The organism is Methylocystis rosea SV97 (assembly GCF_000372845.1).
Taxonomy (GTDB): Bacteria; Pseudomonadota; Alphaproteobacteria; order Rhizobiales; family Beijerinckiaceae; genus Methylocystis; species Methylocystis rosea.
This window is the reverse complement of sequence record NZ_KB889963.1, coordinates 1,787,693-1,803,281: the sequence shown is the minus strand read 5'-3', so window position 1 is coordinate 1,803,281 and position 15,589 is coordinate 1,787,693. Positions and strand designations below refer to the sequence as shown.

Annotated in this window: 14 protein-coding genes; 2 read left to right on the top strand and 12 right to left on the bottom strand. The window is 62.7% G+C overall.

The genetic code is table 11. The annotated features are described in order from the left end of the window. Nucleotides 1-4 precede the first annotated feature (4 nt). The 7 genes from bamA to pyrH all read right to left on the bottom strand — a co-directional run bounded on the left by bamA (nt 5) and on the right by pyrH (nt 8,363). Nucleotides 5-2,314, bottom strand: coding sequence for an outer membrane protein assembly factor BamA (gene bamA, locus A3OO_RS0109390; RefSeq protein ID WP_026222837.1), 2,310 nt, complete (start codon nt 2,312-2,314; stop codon nt 5-7). 413 nt (nt 2,315-2,727) lie between these two features. Then, entirely contained in the window at nt 2,728-3,882 is a 1,155-nt protein-coding gene (gene rseP / locus A3OO_RS0109385) for an RIP metalloprotease RseP (protein ID WP_018407587.1), read from the bottom strand. 55 nt (nt 3,883-3,937) lie between these two features. Beyond that, nucleotides 3,938-5,185 (bottom strand): 1-deoxy-D-xylulose-5-phosphate reductoisomerase, encoded by a 1,248-nt coding sequence (gene dxr, locus A3OO_RS0109380; protein ID WP_018407586.1) that lies wholly within the window; start codon nt 5,183-5,185, stop codon nt 3,938-3,940. 10 nt (nt 5,186-5,195) lie between these two features. Beyond that, complete coding sequence (locus A3OO_RS0109375; protein WP_018407585.1) at nt 5,196-6,074, bottom strand: phosphatidate cytidylyltransferase; 879 nt, start codon at nt 6,072-6,074, stop codon at nt 5,196-5,198. Further along, nucleotides 6,071-6,850 (bottom strand): isoprenyl transferase, encoded by a 780-nt coding sequence (locus tag A3OO_RS0109370; RefSeq protein ID WP_051080403.1) that lies wholly within the window; start codon nt 6,848-6,850, stop codon nt 6,071-6,073. The genes A3OO_RS0109375 and A3OO_RS0109370 overlap by 4 nt, the downstream gene beginning before the upstream one ends. Before the next feature lie 52 nt (nt 6,851-6,902). Then, entirely contained in the window at nt 6,903-7,463 is a 561-nt protein-coding gene (gene frr, locus A3OO_RS0109365; protein WP_018407583.1) for a ribosome recycling factor, read from the bottom strand. Between the two features lie 171 nt (nt 7,464-7,634). Then, on the bottom strand, nt 7,635-8,363 hold the full coding sequence (pyrH, locus tag A3OO_RS0109360) for a UMP kinase (RefSeq protein ID WP_018407582.1): 729 nt from the start codon (nt 8,361-8,363) through the stop codon (nt 7,635-7,637). Nucleotides 8,364-8,801: 438 nt separating this feature from the next. On the opposite strand from pyrH, the gene A3OO_RS0109355 reads away from it, so the two are divergent. After that, nucleotides 8,802-9,293, top strand: coding sequence for a hypothetical protein (locus A3OO_RS0109355; protein WP_018407581.1), 492 nt, complete (start codon nt 8,802-8,804; stop codon nt 9,291-9,293). Nucleotides 9,294-9,322: 29 nt separating this feature from the next. On the opposite strand, the gene A3OO_RS0109350 is transcribed toward A3OO_RS0109355, so the two are convergent. The 3 genes from A3OO_RS0109350 to A3OO_RS0109340 form a co-directional block, all read right to left on the bottom strand. After that, the gene (locus A3OO_RS0109350; RefSeq protein ID WP_018407580.1) at nt 9,323-10,312 is read right to left on the bottom strand and encodes an SDR family oxidoreductase; all 990 of its coding nucleotides are present in this window, start codon (nt 10,310-10,312) and stop codon (nt 9,323-9,325) included. A gap of 378 nt (nt 10,313-10,690) precedes the next feature. Continuing rightward, on the bottom strand, nt 10,691-11,617 hold the full coding sequence (gene tsf, locus A3OO_RS0109345) for a translation elongation factor Ts (RefSeq protein ID WP_018407579.1): 927 nt from the start codon (nt 11,615-11,617) through the stop codon (nt 10,691-10,693). Between the two features lie 89 nt (nt 11,618-11,706). Next, nucleotides 11,707-12,750, bottom strand: coding sequence for a 30S ribosomal protein S2 (locus A3OO_RS0109340; protein WP_018407578.1), 1,044 nt, complete (start codon nt 12,748-12,750; stop codon nt 11,707-11,709). Nucleotides 12,751-13,172: 422 nt separating this feature from the next. Between A3OO_RS0109340 and A3OO_RS0109335 the strand changes: the two genes are divergently transcribed. Further along, nucleotides 13,173-13,364 (top strand): hypothetical protein, encoded by a 192-nt coding sequence (locus A3OO_RS0109335; protein ID WP_018407577.1) that lies wholly within the window; start codon nt 13,173-13,175, stop codon nt 13,362-13,364. 146 nt (nt 13,365-13,510) lie between these two features. Here the strand turns inward: A3OO_RS0109335 and A3OO_RS0109330 are convergent, their stop codons facing one another. Continuing rightward, nucleotides 13,511-14,440: a DMT family transporter gene (locus tag A3OO_RS0109330; protein ID WP_018407576.1), complete on the bottom strand. Its 930-nt coding sequence runs from the start codon at nt 14,438-14,440 to the stop codon at nt 13,511-13,513. After that, the gene (locus tag A3OO_RS0109325) at nt 14,437-15,480 is read right to left on the bottom strand and encodes a sterol desaturase family protein (protein WP_018407575.1); all 1,044 of its coding nucleotides are present in this window, start codon (nt 15,478-15,480) and stop codon (nt 14,437-14,439) included. The genes A3OO_RS0109330 and A3OO_RS0109325 overlap by 4 nt, the downstream gene beginning before the upstream one ends. Nucleotides 15,481-15,589: the final 109 nt, after the last annotated feature.

Genomic DNA, 15,589 nt, shown 5'->3' with positions numbered 1-15,589 from the left:
ATCATCAGAAGTTGGTGCCGCCGCTGAACCGGAAGTTCTGAGTGATATCCTCTTTCGCCTTCGAGGTCACGACCGCATAGTCGAAGCGGATCGGCCCCATCGGCGAATTCCAAAGCACCGAGGCGCCCACGGACGACCGAACCCTGAAGGAGTTGGCATTCGGCACAACGCAATTGCCCTGCCCGAAGCCCGCCTCCGGCGTATAGGCGCCGATGCAGGTCACGCCGGGAATCGTGGGCAGATTGTTGGCGTAGTTCGTCTTACCGCTAAAATTCCATAGCGAACCGGCGTCGGCGAAGACCGCCCCTCTCAGCCCCAGATCCTTGGGCAGGTACCAGAAGGGGAACTGAACTTCGAGCGATGCGCCAACATAGTTGGAGCCGCCGAGTGAGTTGCCGCGATTGTTGTTGAAGCTCGTCAGAACGTTCGAGTCGCGTGGGCCGATGCCGCCCGGCGCGAAGCCGCGCACCAGGCTGGGGCCGAGGTTGAAGTTGTCCTGAATGCGCGGCTTGTAGCCGCCGAAGGTCGACAGATCGCCGCCCTGCAGACGGGCGATGCCGACCACATCGTCGATATAGGGAATCTCACGGAAGTAGCGAATGTCGCCGGTCGTGCGCAGATAGCGCGTGCCGCCGCCAAGACCCGCAACGTCCTGATTGAGCGTCGCCAGCCAGCCGTTATGCGGGTTCTTGAAGTTGTCGATGGTGCTGTAGTTCAGCGAATAGCCGACGAGCGACGTCAGCAGCCCCCCCTGCGACTCCTTGATCGCGAGCGACGCCTCGCCGTTCGACTGACAGTTCACGAAGAGGCTCGTCGTCGGCATGAAGGGACTGAACCCCGGCGTGTAGCCCAACACCGGCACCAAACAGTCGTTGTAAGGACGATTCTTGTCGTTCGGGATTGAGATCGTCGTTTGATAGATCGAGTAGTGCGGCGAGAAGCTGAGCTCTTCGGTGATCGGGATGCCGAAGCGCAACGTGCCGCCGTAGGACGTCGAGCTGTAGATCGAGTAGTTATAAGCGTCCTGTTGACGCACGAAGACGTCGAAGCCGGCGGCGATGCGCTGGTCGAGGAAATAAGGCTCGGTGAAGCTGAACGTCACGCCGCGGGCGATCTGGCCGCCCTGCACCGAAAGGCGAACCGCTTGGCCGCGACCCATGAAGTTGCTTTCCGACACCGACACTTCGGCGATAAAGCCCTGGTTGGTCGAATAACCGCCAGAGATGCCGAAGTTGCCGGTGGGCTGGTCCTCGACGTCGACGTTCAGGATCACGCGGTCCGGCGCTGAGCCCGGCTCATTGGTGATTTTCACCTTCTTGAAATAGCCGAGGCCATTCAGCCGGCGTTCGGCGCGGTCGATCAGGACGCGGTTATAGGCGTCGCCCTCGCCGATATCGAACTCGCGGCGGATGACGTAGTCGCGCGTGCGCGTGTTGCCGCGAATGTTGATGCGTTCAATGTAGACCCGGGGTCCTTCCTCGAGCAGGAACTGGATCGCGACCGTCTGATCGGCCGGATTGCGTTCGCCGCGCGGGCGCGCCTGGGTGAAGGCATAGCCCTTCCGGGCGATTTCGCGGGTCAGCGCTTCGACGGTCTTCTCAACCGCGTCGCCGTTGTAGACGTCGCCCGGCGCAAGCCGCAGCAAATCATTCAACGCGGCGCCGTCCACGTCGGGAAGATGGGATTCGACGCTGACCGTTGACACCCGATACTGCGGGCCTTCGTTCACGACGATGCTGATGATGTAGCCGCCAGCCGCCGGATCGAACTGCACGTCGGAGCTGATCACGCGGAAATCGGCGTAGCCGTTCTTGAGATAGAATCGACGAATGAGTTCGAGGTCCGCGGCGATACGGTCGGGATCATAAACGTCGCTTGTCTTGAGGAACGACAGGAAGTTCATTTCCGTCGTCTCCATCATGCCGACAAGACGGCGTGTGGAGTAGACCTCATTGCCGATGAAACGGATCTCCTTAACGCCGGTCTTGTCGCCTTCAACGATGCTGAAGACCAGGTCGACGCGTCCGTTCGGCAGATCAACCGTCCGAAAGCTCACTTTCGCCGCAGCGCGTCCCGACCGGCGATAGACTTCCGTCAATCGCGCGACGTCGGCCTCGGCCATCTGCGGGTTGAATTCTGTGCGGGCGCGCGAGCGCACCTGCTCCTGCAAGATGTCAGTCTTGACCTTGCTGTTGCCCTCGAACGCGATGCGATTGATGTCGGGCGCGGCGAACGCCGGAACGCTAAACGCCAGCAGAGCGGCCACAACCGCGAACAGGAACGATGATTTCCAAATGCCGCTGATAGAGCGCATGTAGTGCAGGTCCTCGTCGCAACGTCGCCGCCCGGGCCGCGGCACGAAACTCATGTAAATGCGCCGACGATCGGCGCTTCGCCAGCGTTGAGCGATTCCTTCTACAAGGTTTACCCGACCCTGCAAATGCAGAATAAATGTTGTTGCCGCAATTTGTCGAAGGCGTGACGTTAAAGCCACGATTCATGGTCAGCGCATGGTTAAGACGTGGCGCCGCAAACGTCATCATGTCCAAATTACGACAGGAATCGCGCGCTTACACGGCGTACTGCACGTCACGTCGTTGCAGCGGCTGCGTGCGCTAAAGCAGATCCGAAGAAGTTGACGGATTTTTTCGATGAGAACCTGCTCCAGCATTTTTATTTGGAGCGATTCCTATCGATCACCTGATTCCAAATGATCTTGGAAGCGCTCTAGGAGCCTGAGCCGGTGAGCTTGTGAATGAGCCGCGCGATGTCGTTATAGGTCGAGAAAATCATCAGCGCGCCGACCATCGCGAGACCCACTCGGAAGGCGACTTCCTGCGCGCGCTCGTTGAGCGCGCGGCCGCGCGCCGCCTCAATCGCGAAGAACAGCAAATGTCCGCCGTCAAGCAGCGGCACAGGCATAAGATTGAGCAGGCCGATCGAGACTGAGAGAATCGCGATGAGGCTCAACAGCGGCGCGATGCCGACCTTGGAGACCGCCTGCGCCATTTGCCCCGAGACTTGCGCGATGCCAATCGGTCCGGAGAGCTGATCGGCGCTCTCCCGTCCGGTGATGAGTCCGCCGATATAATTTCCGGTGCGGCGCACGACCGTCCAAGTTTCCTGCACGCCCATCGCCACCGCGTCGGCAGGTCCGTAGCGTTCCCGACGGATGTCGGCTGCGGCCTTTGACGCCTGAATGCCCAACATGCCGATTCGGATTTTGCCGATCGCGCTCTCAACCTCGCGCAGGGCGGGAACGACCGGCAGCGTCAGCTGCTCATCGCCGCGTTGAATCACGAAAACGAGTTTTTTGTCGGCCGAACTCGAAACGATTTCCTGCAGATTCGAAAAGGAGTCGACCGGCGCGCCGTCGACGGTCAGCACCAGGTCTCCGGCCATGAAGCCCGCAGCGGCGCCAGCCCCGCCAGGCGTCAACGAACCGACGCGCGGCGCATAGACCGTCCGCCCATAAACCCCGAAGAGAATTGCGAAAATCGCAATCGCCAGAATGAAATTCGCAAAAGGACCGGCGAACACGATGGCGGCGCGCTTCCATACCGACTGCGCCGCGAAGGTCACCGCGCGCTCGCTCTCGGGCATCGCGCGCACCGCTTCGGGGTCCGGCGCGCTGGCGGCGTTGGCGTCGCCATGGAAGCTGACATAGCCGCCGAGCGGTATGCTGGCGATGCGCCAGCGCGTGCCGAGACGATCCACCCGAGACCACAGCTCCGGTCCGAAGCCGATGGAAAAGGCGTCCACCTTCACGCCGCACCAGCGGCCGACGATGAAGTGCCCAAATTCGTGCACAAACACGACCAGCGTGAGAACGAGCACGAAGGGGATGAGATAAAAGGCGAAGGTCGTCAGGAGGTCTAGCAAAGCGCTGTCTCGCAGGTCTCGCTTGCGCCAACCCTGTCGGCGGCGCGCGCCATGATCACTGAAGCAGCATGCCTGATGCGGCACGCCCGGCCAAGGCCGATCGTGATCTTTCTCTGACAATATGGTCCACCGCGAGGGCATCCTCAACTGTCGCGGGCGCATTTGCGGTTCCATCGCGCAAAGCGGCCTCGCAGGCCTCGGCCACATGGCGAGCGATTCCGTCGAAGGAAATGCGGCGATCGAGGAAGGCTTCGACGGCGATTTCATTGGCGGCGTTGAGCACGGTCGGCAGGCCGCCGCCGGCGCGCAGAACCTCGAGCGCCAGTTTCAGCGCAGGAAACCGATCAAAATCAGGGGCTTCGAATGTCAGGGTGGCGATTTTCGCCAGATCGAGGCGCGGCGTCGGGGTCGTCAGCCGATCAGGATAGCCCAGACAATGGGCGATCGGCGTGCGCATGTCCGGCACGGCGATTCCCGCGGTCACCGAGCCGTCGGAAAAGGCGACAAGGCCGTGGATGATCGACTGCGGATGGACCACGACTTCGAGCTTTTCCGCCGGAATGCCGAAGAGATGATGAGCCTCGATCAGTTCGAGCCCCTTATTCATCATGCCGGCCGAGTCGACGGTTATTTTCGGGCCCATCGCCCAATTGGGATGGTTGAGCGCCTCCTCGACGCTCGCCTCGGAGATGCGCTCCTTGCTCCAGGTGCGGAAGGGGCCGCCGGAGGCCGTGACGATCATGCGTTCGATGCGGGAGGCGTCCTCGCCGCCAAGCGCTTGGAAAATGGCGTTGTGCTCGCTGTCCATCGGCAGCAGCCGCACGCCCATTTCCGCCGCCATCCGCATGAAGGGCACGCCGGCGCAGACGAGACATTCCTTATTGGCGAGCGCCACGTCGCGGCCGGCTGCGAGCGCGGCGTAGGTCGGCTCTACGCCGGCGGCGCCGACAATGGCGGAGACCACGAGATCGGCGTCGCGCAGCGCGGCCTCGATGACTGCCTCGCGACCCGCGGCGACCTGAGTGTTGGTCCCGGCGAGCGCTTCCTTGAGCGCCGCATAGGCGCTCTCGTCGCGGATCGCGGCGAATTCAGCCCTGACCGCGCGGGCGACGCGCGCCAGCGCCTCGACATCGCGGCCGCCCGCCACCGCCGACACCGAAAACCCTTCCGGATCGCGTTCGAGAAGGTCGACCGTCGAACGGCCGATCGAGCCCGTCGCGCCCAGCAGCACGATGCGGCGCGGGACCGGCGCCCGCGGCTGGGCCGGGGCGTGCGCGTGAATCTGTCCGTTTGCTAATGCCATTGGCTCCGCCCTACCAGAAGAAAAGACCGGCCGCCACCGATGGCGCGCCGCGCAGCAGGCCCACCGCCGCCGCGAAGGCGCTGGCGAAGATGAAGCCGTCGAGCCGATCCATGACGCCGCCATGGCCGGGAATAAGCTGGCTCGAATCCTTCACCCCAAAGCGGCGCTTGACCGAAGATTCGAAAAGATCGCCGACTTGCGAAAAGGCGGCGGCGGCCAGTCCGACCAGGAACACACGCCAGTTCGCAAGTTGCGGGCCGGCGCCGAGGTAAACTGCGACGAGACCAAGGAATGCGCCGCAGAGGACGCCGGTGATCGTGCCGGACCATGTCTTCCCCGCCGAGACGCGCGGCCAAAGCTTGGGTCCGCCGATCAGCCTGCCGCCAAAATAGGCAAAGATATCGGTGCCCCAGACCACGGCGAACAGGAAGGCGATCGCGAGCGCGCCGACATCGGCGGACTCGCGCAAGAGACATACGGAGAAGGCGAGCGCGCCGGCGTAGACGACGCCCGTCGCCGCCCAAAGCCGACGCTCGGCCCCCGCCAGCGCTGCGCCTGCAAGGGCAAGGAGCGCAATCGCGAGCGCGGCGGCGCCGGGCATGGAGACGCGTCCGAACGCCATTGCGGCGGCGACCGCTGCTCCACCGACGGCGATCCTGGCGGCGCGACCTTCGCCGCCGATCAGGTTCTGCCACTCCCAACTCACCGCGAAAGCGGCCACCAGCCAGAAGAGCGCAAAGACGTCGCCGCCAAGATAGAGCGCGCCGAGCGCGGCGATGACCATCGCTGCGGCGGAAGCGACGCGCGTACCAAGGTCGGCGAAGCCTCCGGCAGACGGCTTTCCGGGAGATTGCCCGGCGCTGCTTATGTCCCTTCGATCCGCCGTCATGAAGCGGTCTTGGCGCTGCGCGCCGCGGCTTCAAGCCCGCCGAAGCGCCGATCGCGATGGGCGTATTCGGCGATCGCGGCCGCCAGCGCCCCCTCGTCGAAATCGGGCCAAAGAATCGGCAAGAAGACGAACTCGGCGTAAGCCGCCTGCCATAGCAGGAAATTCGACAGCCGCTGCTCGCCCGACGTGCGAATAATCAGGTCGGGATCGGGAATGTCCGCCGTGTCCAGCCGCTGCGCGATGGCGTCGGCGTCGATCTCCTCGGGCGTCAGTCGGCCTTGCGCCACCATTTCCGCGAGCGCACGGGCCGCCGCCGCGATCTCCTGCCGCGCGCCATAGTTGAACGCGACGACGAGCGTGAGCCCGGAGTTCGCCTGCGTCATCTGCTCGGCCTCGCGCAGCAGGTCCGAGATGTCGGGCGCGAGCTCGGCGCGCGCGCCGATGACCCGCACGCGCACATTGCTGGCGTGCAACTCCGCCAGATCGTTGCGGATGAAGCGATGCAGCAGCGAGAGGAGGCTTTCCACCTCTTCGCGCGGGCGCGACCAGTTTTCCGCCGAGAAGGAATAGACGGTCAGATAGCCGATGTTGAGCTTGATCGCCGCCCGCACCGTGCGACGCAGCGCCTCGACGCCGCGCCGGTGCCCTTCGAATCGCGGCAAGCCCCGCTTGGCCGCCCAGCGACCGTTGCCGTCCATGATCAGCGCGACATGACGCGGCGCCGCGCGCGCGCGCTGCGCGTTCGTTTGCGCCTCCAGAATGTCGCTTTCCGTCATATTCGGGTTCCGAATGGCCATGGGGAGCTGCGCCAGGCGACGTCTCAGCTTCCTAGACCTGCATGATTTCCTTTTCCTTGGCGGCGAGCGCGGCGTCGATCTCCTTCACCGTCTCGTCCGTCGCTTTCTGCACCTCTTGTTCGTGGCGCTTCTCGTCGTCCTCGGGAATCGCGTGATCCTTTAGCAACTTCTTGAGAATGTCGAGGCCGTCGCGGCGCACGTGGCGCACGGAGACCCGCGCCTCCTCGGCGTATTTATGCGCGACTTTGACGAGTTCCTTGCGGCGCTGTTCGTTCAGCTCCGGCATGCGTATGCGCAAGTTCTGACCTTCAACGGTCGGCTGAAGACCGAGATTGGCCTCGCGGATCGCCTTGTCCACGGCGATGACCAGCGCCTTGTCCCACACCTGCACCGAAAGAAGACGCGGCTCGGGCACGCTGACGGTGGCGACCTGATTGAGCGGCGAAACCTGCCCATAGGCTTCCACATGAATCGGATCGAGCAAACTCGTCGAGGCGCGTCCCGTGCGAAGCCCGCCGAATTCGTGCTTGAGCGTCGCGACCGCGCCCTGCATGCGGCGCTTCATATCCGCAAGGTCAAAAATTTCCGCCATGTTCACAACCTGTCTTTGATCTGTCGCCGCTCTCACGAACACTCGCGCGGCTCGGCTTCTTATGTTTTCCAATGTGGCGCGTCGAAAAGGCGCACGCCGCCGCCCTCGCCGGCGCTGCGGCTCCGCGGCGCAGGATTTATTGCACGATTTCTCGTCGTGCGCGAAAGGGGCTTACGGCGCTACGAGGGTGGCGCGCGCCCGACCGGAAAGCGCCATGTCGATGGCGCCGGCCTCGGCGATCGAAAAGACGAGAATTGGGATCTTATTCTCGCGGGCGAGCGCGAAGGCCGCCGTATCCATCACCGCCAGGTTTCTGGCGATCGCCTCGTCATGGCTCAAACGGTCGTAGCGCTGCGCGGTCGGATCGCGCTTGGGATCGGCGGTGTAGACGCCGTCGACCTGAGTAGCTTTGAGCACCGCGTCGGCGGAGAGCTCCGCGGCGCGCAACACCGCGCCAGTGTCCGTCGTGAAGAAGGGATTGCCGGTGCCTCCGGCCGCAATGACGACGCGTCCCTTGGCCAGATGATGCAGGGCGGCGCGGCGCGAAAAGGACTCGCATATGGACGGCATGGTGACGGCGGAGAGGCAGCGCGCCTGCCGCCCCTGACCTTCGACCGCCTGCTCCAGCGCCAGCCCGTTCATCACCGTCGCCAGCATGCCGATCGAATCGGCGCGCGCGCGCTCGATGCCGGTGTCGGCCCCCTTGATGCCGCGAAAGAAATTGCCGCCGCCGACGACGACGGCGATCTCATGCCCCGCGTCCGCGGCGGTCGCGAGGTCGGCGGCGATGCGGGCGAGCGTGACGGCGTCAAGCCCGTGCGGCGCCGACCCCTGCAGGGCTTCCCCGGACAGCTTGACGACCACACGCTTGAATCGTCGCGTCGACGTGAGGTCGGACATGAGGCGGATCTCGCTGACTGAGGCGGGGCGCGTTCTTCTTACGGACGCCGAGCGGCGCCCGCAAGTGAGGCAGTCGTGACGCACAGGCGCAAGCGGGCCAAAGCCCCAAACAAAAACCTTAGCCCACGGGCCTAACTGCTGTTGCCGCCGTGTTCCGCACGGCACTATCGGAAGCTCAAAGCCTCTGTCGTAGGCGCACCCAAAACTGCAACTTGCAAGAATTGCTCATTCATCTTTTTTTAGGGCAACCGTCTTGAACACACTCCACTTTCCTCGGTCGCGTCCGGATGGCCAACCTATAGAAAGCTAACATCTAACCGTTTTCATGGAACCCCATCGTAGAAGCCTCGGCATCGGCAAAGATCAGGTGGTAATATACACAGCCAAATTCCCCAACAAACAAAGGCTTGCAATTTGACATCGTCCAGAATTGAGCACATGAAGCCCGAAGATGTTCGGGAACATCTATCACACGCAGGCCTCATCCTCTTGTCGTTCGAGTTACTAAAAAAACTCGTGATCGAGAGGGTCAAGAACTTCTATGCCAATACTTTTTTTGGTCCCGGCCTGCCCTTCAAAACCTATGAGCATGACGTGCTGGCGCGGCACAGAGACGTGTTTGAGGCGAGTTTGCTGTATCTTCGAGACCACTTCGACGCGATCAGCGCTGACGAGATGGATGCGATTCAAGAGATACGAAAATATCGGAACCGCATCGCCCATGAGCTTCCCCAACTAATCCTCGATATGGACGCCACGCAGAACGAGCTTATGCTCATTAAGGCAAGGACTTGCTTATTTCGGCTGAGTAACTTCTGGGTCTACATCAATGTAGGGGCGGACCCCGATTTCCGAGACACCGATTGGGAAGCAGCAGCAGGCGATGATCTGATGCTGCTGGATCAGATCATCGAACATCTAGCGGCATAGCTGTCGCGCGCCATCCGGCTGACACGGCGTCAAGGCCCCACCTCGCCGCCCGTCGCGCCAAACACCTGGCCCGTCGTGAAACTCGCCTCGCTTGACGCGAGCAGCACATAAAGCGGCGCGATTTCTGCCGGTTGTCCCGGGCGCCCCAGCGGCGTATCGACGCCAAATTCGGCGAGATGATCGGGAAATTGTCCGCCGCTCGGCTGCAGGGCCGTCCAGAACTGGCCGGGCGCGACGGCGTTGACCCTGATGCCTTTGTCGGCGAGCTGCTTCGCCAGACATCTGGTGAAATTGAGAATGGCGGCTTTGGTCGCCGAATAATCCAGAAGCTGCGGCGAAGGATCGAAGGCGACGATCGAACTCGTATTGATGATCGACGATCCCGGCTGGAGATGCGGAATCGCGGCTTTCGTGATCCAGAACAGCGCGTAGAGATTGGTTTGAAACGTCCAGTCGAGATCCTCGGTCGTAATGTCGAGAATCGATTTGCGCGCATGCTGACGCGCGGCGTTATTGACGAGAATATCCAAGCCGCCGAGATCGCGCGCCGCATCGTCGACTAGCTTGCGGCAAAAGCCTTCGTCGCGAATATCGCCCGGAAGCGCCACCGCATTGACGTCCGCCTCGCCCAGGAGAGTCATGACCTCCTTCGCGTCCGCTTCCTCCTCGGGCAGATAATTGATGGCGACATCGGCGCCTTCGCGGGCGAAGGCGATCGCTGCGGCACGGCCAATGCCGCTGTCGCCGCCGGTGATGAGCGCCTTGCGGCCAAGGAGACGCCCCGAGCCTCGGTAGCTCTCCTCGCCATGATCGGGACGCGGCGTCATAAGGCCGGCGAGACCCGGCCAGGGCTGCGTCTGCTTCTCGAAGGGCGGCTTGGGATAGAGCTCGCGCGGATCGCGCAGTTCCCGCGGGGAACGCGCATCGTCAAAGCCGAGCACGGAGGTCGCGGCTTCGATCGCGCTCTCAACGCGCGGTCCGCGAATCATTTCGTCTGCGGCGGTCTTCTTGGCGCGCATGCGCTGCTCCTTCTGCTTGATCTTCGCATTGCGACGAAAACCAATGTCCGGAGCCTAAACGCCGCCCGCCGGCGATTGTTTCGCGCGGGCGCAACAACCAGAGCATCGCCAACAGCTGGTGCAGCCTTCTTCGCGCACGCGGCCTAAGGAGGATGAGGCGAAGGCGAAGGTCGCCGCGGCGATGCGTGGGGAGTGACGGCGCGGACGTTCAGCCGTCATGGCCGGGCTTGTCCCGGCCATCACGCGACGCCGCTGAGCAGACCCGTGGATGCCCGGAAAAAGGCCGGGCATGACGCGGAGAGGTTCGCGGACACAAAAAAAGGCCGGGGTAAACGCCCCGGCCCGCACTAATTTTTTACCACAAGCGGAGGGAGTGACTTACCCCTTCGCGGCGGCCGCGACCTCGGCGGCGAAGTCGCTCGTCTGCTTCTCGATGCCTTCGCCGAGCGCATAGCGCACGAAGCCCTTGATGGCGATCGGCGCGCCGGCCTTGCCTTCGATCTCCTTGACCGCCTGGGCGACGCTCTTGCCGCTGTGGTCAGGATGGTTGGAGACCTGATCGAGCATGCAGACCTCCTTGGCGTAGGTCTTGATGCCGGAGTCGATGATCTTCTGCAGCACATTCTCCGGCTTGCCGGCGTTCTTCTCGGCAAGCAGCTTCTTTTCGCGCTCGACCGTCGCCGGATCGAGGCCCGAGGCGTCAAGCGCCAGCGGATTCGCCGAGGCGACATGCATGGCGAGCTGGCGCGCGAGCGTCGCCAGCACGTCCTTGTCGCCCTTCGATTCGAGCGCGACGATCACCGCGATCTTGCCCTGGCCGTCGACGACCTGCGCATGCACGTAACGGCCGACGACGCCCTCGCTGACGCTAAGCGCGGCGGCGCGGCGCAACGTCAGGTTCTCGCCGATGCCGGCGATCGCATGGGTGATCGCTTCGCTCACCGTTCCGCCGCCGGGATAGGCTTCCTTGCCGAGCGCCTCGACGTCGCTCTTGCCGCTTTTTAAGGCGACTTCGGCGATGTTCTTCACAAGCGTCTGGAAATCGGCGTTGCGGGCGACGAAGTCCGTCTCCGAATTCACCTCGACGACGACGCCGGAATTGTCTGAAACGAGCGCGGCGACGAGCCCTTCGGCGGCGACGCGATCGGCTTTCTTCGCGGCCTTGGAGAGGCCCTTCTTGCGCAGCCAGTCGACCGCCGCTTCGAAAGCGCCGTCCGTCTGGGTGAGCGCCGCCTTGCAATCCATCATGCCCGCGCCGGTGCTCTCGCGCAGTTCCTTTACAAGGGCGGCGGTGATCGTAGCCATGGCTGAAATTCCTTCTTAAGGGAGTCATGCGACGACGCCGGCCCATTGGACCGGCGCGCGCGTCTTAAGCATTGGACCTGACGGGTCGATTAGGCGGCGAGAAGCGCCTTCGCCTGATCGACCCAGCCGTCGCGCGCAATGCGGCCGTTCAGCTTCAACTCGCCGTCGAGTTTTTCGACTTCCGCCGAAGTCATCGCGGCAAGCTGCCAATAGTGATAGACGCCGGCGTCGTTCAGCTTCTTGACAAGCTGCGGGCCGACGCCGTGCAGCTTGGCGAGATCGTCCGGCGCGCCGCGCGGCGCCGACAGCAGTTCGAAGGCCTCGAGAGGCGTCTCCGCATCCGTCCCGGCGGCTTCGGCGGGACGCAAATCTTCGCGCACCACGGCGAGCGCGGGCTCAAGCGCCGGCGACTCATCGGCGCCGATATCGATTCCCACCGAGCCCTGGCTGCGCGAAATGCCGTCGATGGCGGCTCTCGCCACGAGATCGCAGTAGAGCGCGATGGCGCGGCCCGCGTCGTCGTTGCCGGGGATCGGATGGGTGACGCCATCCGGATCGCAATTGGTGTCGAGCACGGCGACGACGGGAATCTTGAGGCGATTCGCCTCCTTGATCGCGAGCTGCTCTTTGTTGGTGTCGATCACGAAGATCAAATCCGGCGTGCCGCCCATATCCTTGATGCCGCCGAGCGCCTTTTCGAGCTTGTCGCGCTCGCGGGTCAGCAGCAGGCGCTCTTTCTTAGTGATGCCCGAAGCGCCGGCCGAAAGCATCTCGTCGAGCTTGCGCAGACGGGTGATCGATCCGGAAATCGTCTTCCAGTTGGTGAGCGTGCCGCCCAACCAGCGGGAATTGATGTAATATTGAGCGCTGCGCTTGGCGGCGTCGGCGATCTGCTCCTGCGCCTGGCGCTTGGTGCCCACGAACAGCACGCGGCCGCCCTTGGAGACGGTGTCCGAAATCGTCTTCAGCGCCTGATGGAGCAGCGGCACCGTCTGGGCGAGATCGATGATGTGGATGTTGTTGCGGGCGCCAAAGATGAAAGGCGCCATCTTCGGGTTCCAGCGATGCGACTGATGGCCGAAGTGAGCGCCGGCCTCCAGGAGGCCGCGCATGGTGAAATCGGGCAGAGCCATAGTGTCTTTTCTCCGGTTGAACCTCGGCGAGAGAGTAAAGAGGCCGGAGATCCGGCCACCGGAGCGACGTCTTGAGGCAGACGCCGCGTAACTCTCGCCTGTGGAATGGCGCGCTTATAGGCGATGCGCCTACATCCGGCAAGGGCCGCCGCCGGCCAACCCCGCTCGGACGCTTTAGTCGTTTGACGCCTGGCTGGCTTATCGGCGTTCGAAGGGAAACGAAGACAAGGAAGTGCGCTCAATTTTTGCAACGTCCGCGACGTTCTGTCGCACGTTAACTTGTTGAAATTCAAAGGTATTGTTGCTTTTTTGGCCGGCGTTTCAGTCCCCAGAAGAGCGCATTGCCATCCGATCCGAAACAAGCTAGGCTCCCTCTCGATGCGGCAAGCATTCACGTAAAATCAAGAACAGGGGGAAAACGCATGGCCGTCAACGTTCACAATACCGGCGATATCGGCAAGATGCTGCTTTGGGTCGCCGCTTTCGTCGCGTTCGTCGTCGTCGCTCTGACCTGGGTTCCGGACTGGATCTCTCCTGAAGGAACCAACGGCACGGGCAACCGCAACGGCATGCAGGGCGATGGCGTTGGCTCTACCGCCCGCATGATCCAGTAATACATACCCCTGCCGAAAAGACTCGCCGGGCGCGAAAGCTCCCGGCCCTTGTCTTTCTGGCGGGTGATCGGCCGGTTACCGCGCAGATCATTTTGGAGCCGACGTTCTCGACGTGATCGAGCGTCGGCTTCCACTTTTTCGGACGGCTAGCGCGCCCGACTCCACACTTGCGACAGCCGACTCCAGTATTGCGATGCCCATATATTTTGTGCGGCCGGTCCAGCTTCGACGAGCACGGCGCTGAGCAAGATGAGCAACCCGCCCAGCATCGCCGGCGTGGTGAGGCGCTCGGATAGCAGGATGACGCCCGACAAGGCCGCGAAAACGCTCTCCAGCGACATGATAAGGGCGGCTTCGGCCGCTGGCGTGTAGTTGAGCGCCACGATTTGAAGCGTGAAGGCGATCCCTCCGGAGCAAAGCCCCGCATAGAGAATCGACGGCAGGGCGGCGCTCAGGCCCTCGAGCGAAAAAGGCTCGCCGCCGAGGCCCACGACAGTTCCAAGAACGCCGATGACGCCGAACTGCGCGAAAGCCAAAAAATACGGCCGATTGGCGCGAGCGAGAAAAGTCGGGACGAGACTGATCCCGGCCGCCCACGCAATATCCGCAATCAAAACCAAGGCGTCGCCCGACGTCCAACTCTGCAGCTGGCCGCTGTCCGTCAGCAGCCAGGCGCCCACGATGGACCCGAGGCCCGCGACGAGAACGACCTGCCGGGGTCGTACGCCGGTCAGCGCAAAGACAAATACTGGAACGAGCACGACATATAGCGCCGTGAGAAATCCGCCGTTGGTCGCCGTCGTCGTGGCAAGGCCGACTTGCTGCAAAGCCGCGGCGAGGAAGACGCACAAGCCGATCAGGCCGGCGAGCGCCAAATCGCCCTTTTTTAGGGAAGACTCACTGTGACGGCCCTCATAGAGGGCCAGCGGCGCGAGCGCGACGCACGACAGGAGAAAACGGACGCCGACGAAGGTGATCGGCCCCATAAGCTCGCCGGCGTTTTTTTGCGCGATAAAGGCCGTCCCCCAGATAAAAGCCGCAAGCACAAGCAGCAAGTCGGCGCGAACGCGGCTCATAATATGCCTGTGCTCTTCAGCCTTTGACGGCGCTGCTCGAGTCGCTCATTCGCTGCATTCCACGCGTCGGCGAGCGCGCCCCAGAGCGCGAGGGCGGCTCTATAAATCGGGGTCGCCAATAATCCGAATGACGAATGCGGGTCCGCGGCGTCTTCCTCGACCCCGTATTTGAGGCGCGGGTTTTTGCTCGTAGGCATCTCGAGCGATCCGAACATCCAGTCCCAAATGGCAAGAACGCTGCCGAAGTTGCGATTGAAGTGCTGGGGATCTGTCGAATGATGAATCTGGTGATGCGCGGGGCTAAGGACGATGTGTCCCAAAATCCCGCGAAAGGGAATCCAGAACTGCGAATGTTGAAGATGCCCGATCGTCCAAAGGAAGAAGATGAAAAGGATGTTCTTCCCGTCGACCGTGAAGGATTCAGTGGTTCGCCCAAAGACCCACGCCAATATGCCTGACGCGCCGCCAATGAACATCGCCAGCATGTAGCCGAAAAAGATGTTGTCGATCGGATGATTGCGAAAATTCGTCACCGGGGTAAGCACCTCGGCGGTGTGATGCACCTTGTGGAACTCCCACAAAAACGGGATTCGATGCTTGAGGTAGTGATCGACCCAATAGCCGATCTCATAGGCCAAAAAGAGCACGGCGGTAGAGAAGAGCTTTATCGAAAGGTCACAGCAAGAGGTCGGCGCAAAAGCGCCAAACGAACTACGCAGCGCGGCGCTCACGGCGGTCGCAACGCCGTTCGTCGATAGAACAAGCGCGCCCACCACGACCGGCATGAGAACGACGCTCAGGACGAAGAGCTTGACGTCCGCGGCAAAAGATTTGGATAGCAGGAGTCTCTTGTCGAAGATCGCCCGCGCCATGGCCCGCGGGTTGACGCGCCCCCGACGCATCTTGCGCTGATAGGCCAGCGCGCCAACGGCGATGAGAAACGTCGTCGCCAGGGAGTAGACCGAAAAAATCGATCCCGCCGAAAACAGTTCGTTGGAGATCTTCGCAGCGGAAAAGCGGAGCGCGCCGTAAACGTCCATCGAGCTTTCGGGTCCAGATGATGTTGAGAGTTCAGCCAGGACTGACGCGCCTCGGGATGCCTGCTCGCGTCGCTGGCGCGCGTCCCTGTCCGCCACGGAACTGCCTGCC

Excerpts from the sequence above, each read along its gene's own strand:
- A3OO_RS0109330 (WP_018407576.1), bottom strand. The coding sequence starts at position 14,440 with ATGAGCCGCGTTCGCGCCGACTTGCTGCTTGTGCTTGCGGCTTTTATC.
- A3OO_RS0109370 (WP_051080403.1), bottom strand. The coding sequence starts at position 6,850 with ATGACGGAAAGCGACATTCTGGAGGCGCAAACGAACGCGCAGCGCGCG.
- A3OO_RS0109325 (WP_018407575.1), bottom strand. The coding sequence starts at position 15,480 with ATGGACGTTTACGGCGCGCTCCGCTTTTCCGCTGCGAAGATCTCCAAC.
- dxr (WP_018407586.1), bottom strand. The coding sequence starts at position 5,185 with ATGGCATTAGCAAACGGACAGATTCACGCGCACGCCCCGGCCCAGCCG.
- pyrH (WP_018407582.1), bottom strand. The coding sequence starts at position 8,363 with ATGTCCGACCTCACGTCGACGCGACGATTCAAGCGTGTGGTCGTCAAG.
- tsf (WP_018407579.1), bottom strand. The coding sequence starts at position 11,617 with ATGGCTACGATCACCGCCGCCCTTGTAAAGGAACTGCGCGAGAGCACC.
- A3OO_RS0109355 (WP_018407581.1), top strand. The coding sequence starts at position 8,802 with ATGAAGCCCGAAGATGTTCGGGAACATCTATCACACGCAGGCCTCATC.
- A3OO_RS0109350 (WP_018407580.1), bottom strand. The coding sequence starts at position 10,312 with ATGCGCGCCAAGAAGACCGCCGCAGACGAAATGATTCGCGGACCGCGC.
- A3OO_RS0109335 (WP_018407577.1), top strand. The coding sequence starts at position 13,173 with ATGGCCGTCAACGTTCACAATACCGGCGATATCGGCAAGATGCTGCTT.
- A3OO_RS0109375 (WP_018407585.1), bottom strand. The coding sequence starts at position 6,074 with ATGACGGCGGATCGAAGGGACATAAGCAGCGCCGGGCAATCTCCCGGA.
- bamA (WP_026222837.1), bottom strand. The coding sequence starts at position 2,314 with ATGCGCTCTATCAGCGGCATTTGGAAATCATCGTTCCTGTTCGCGGTT.
- frr (WP_018407583.1), bottom strand. The coding sequence starts at position 7,463 with ATGGCGGAAATTTTTGACCTTGCGGATATGAAGCGCCGCATGCAGGGC.
- A3OO_RS0109340 (WP_018407578.1), bottom strand. The coding sequence starts at position 12,750 with ATGGCTCTGCCCGATTTCACCATGCGCGGCCTCCTGGAGGCCGGCGCT.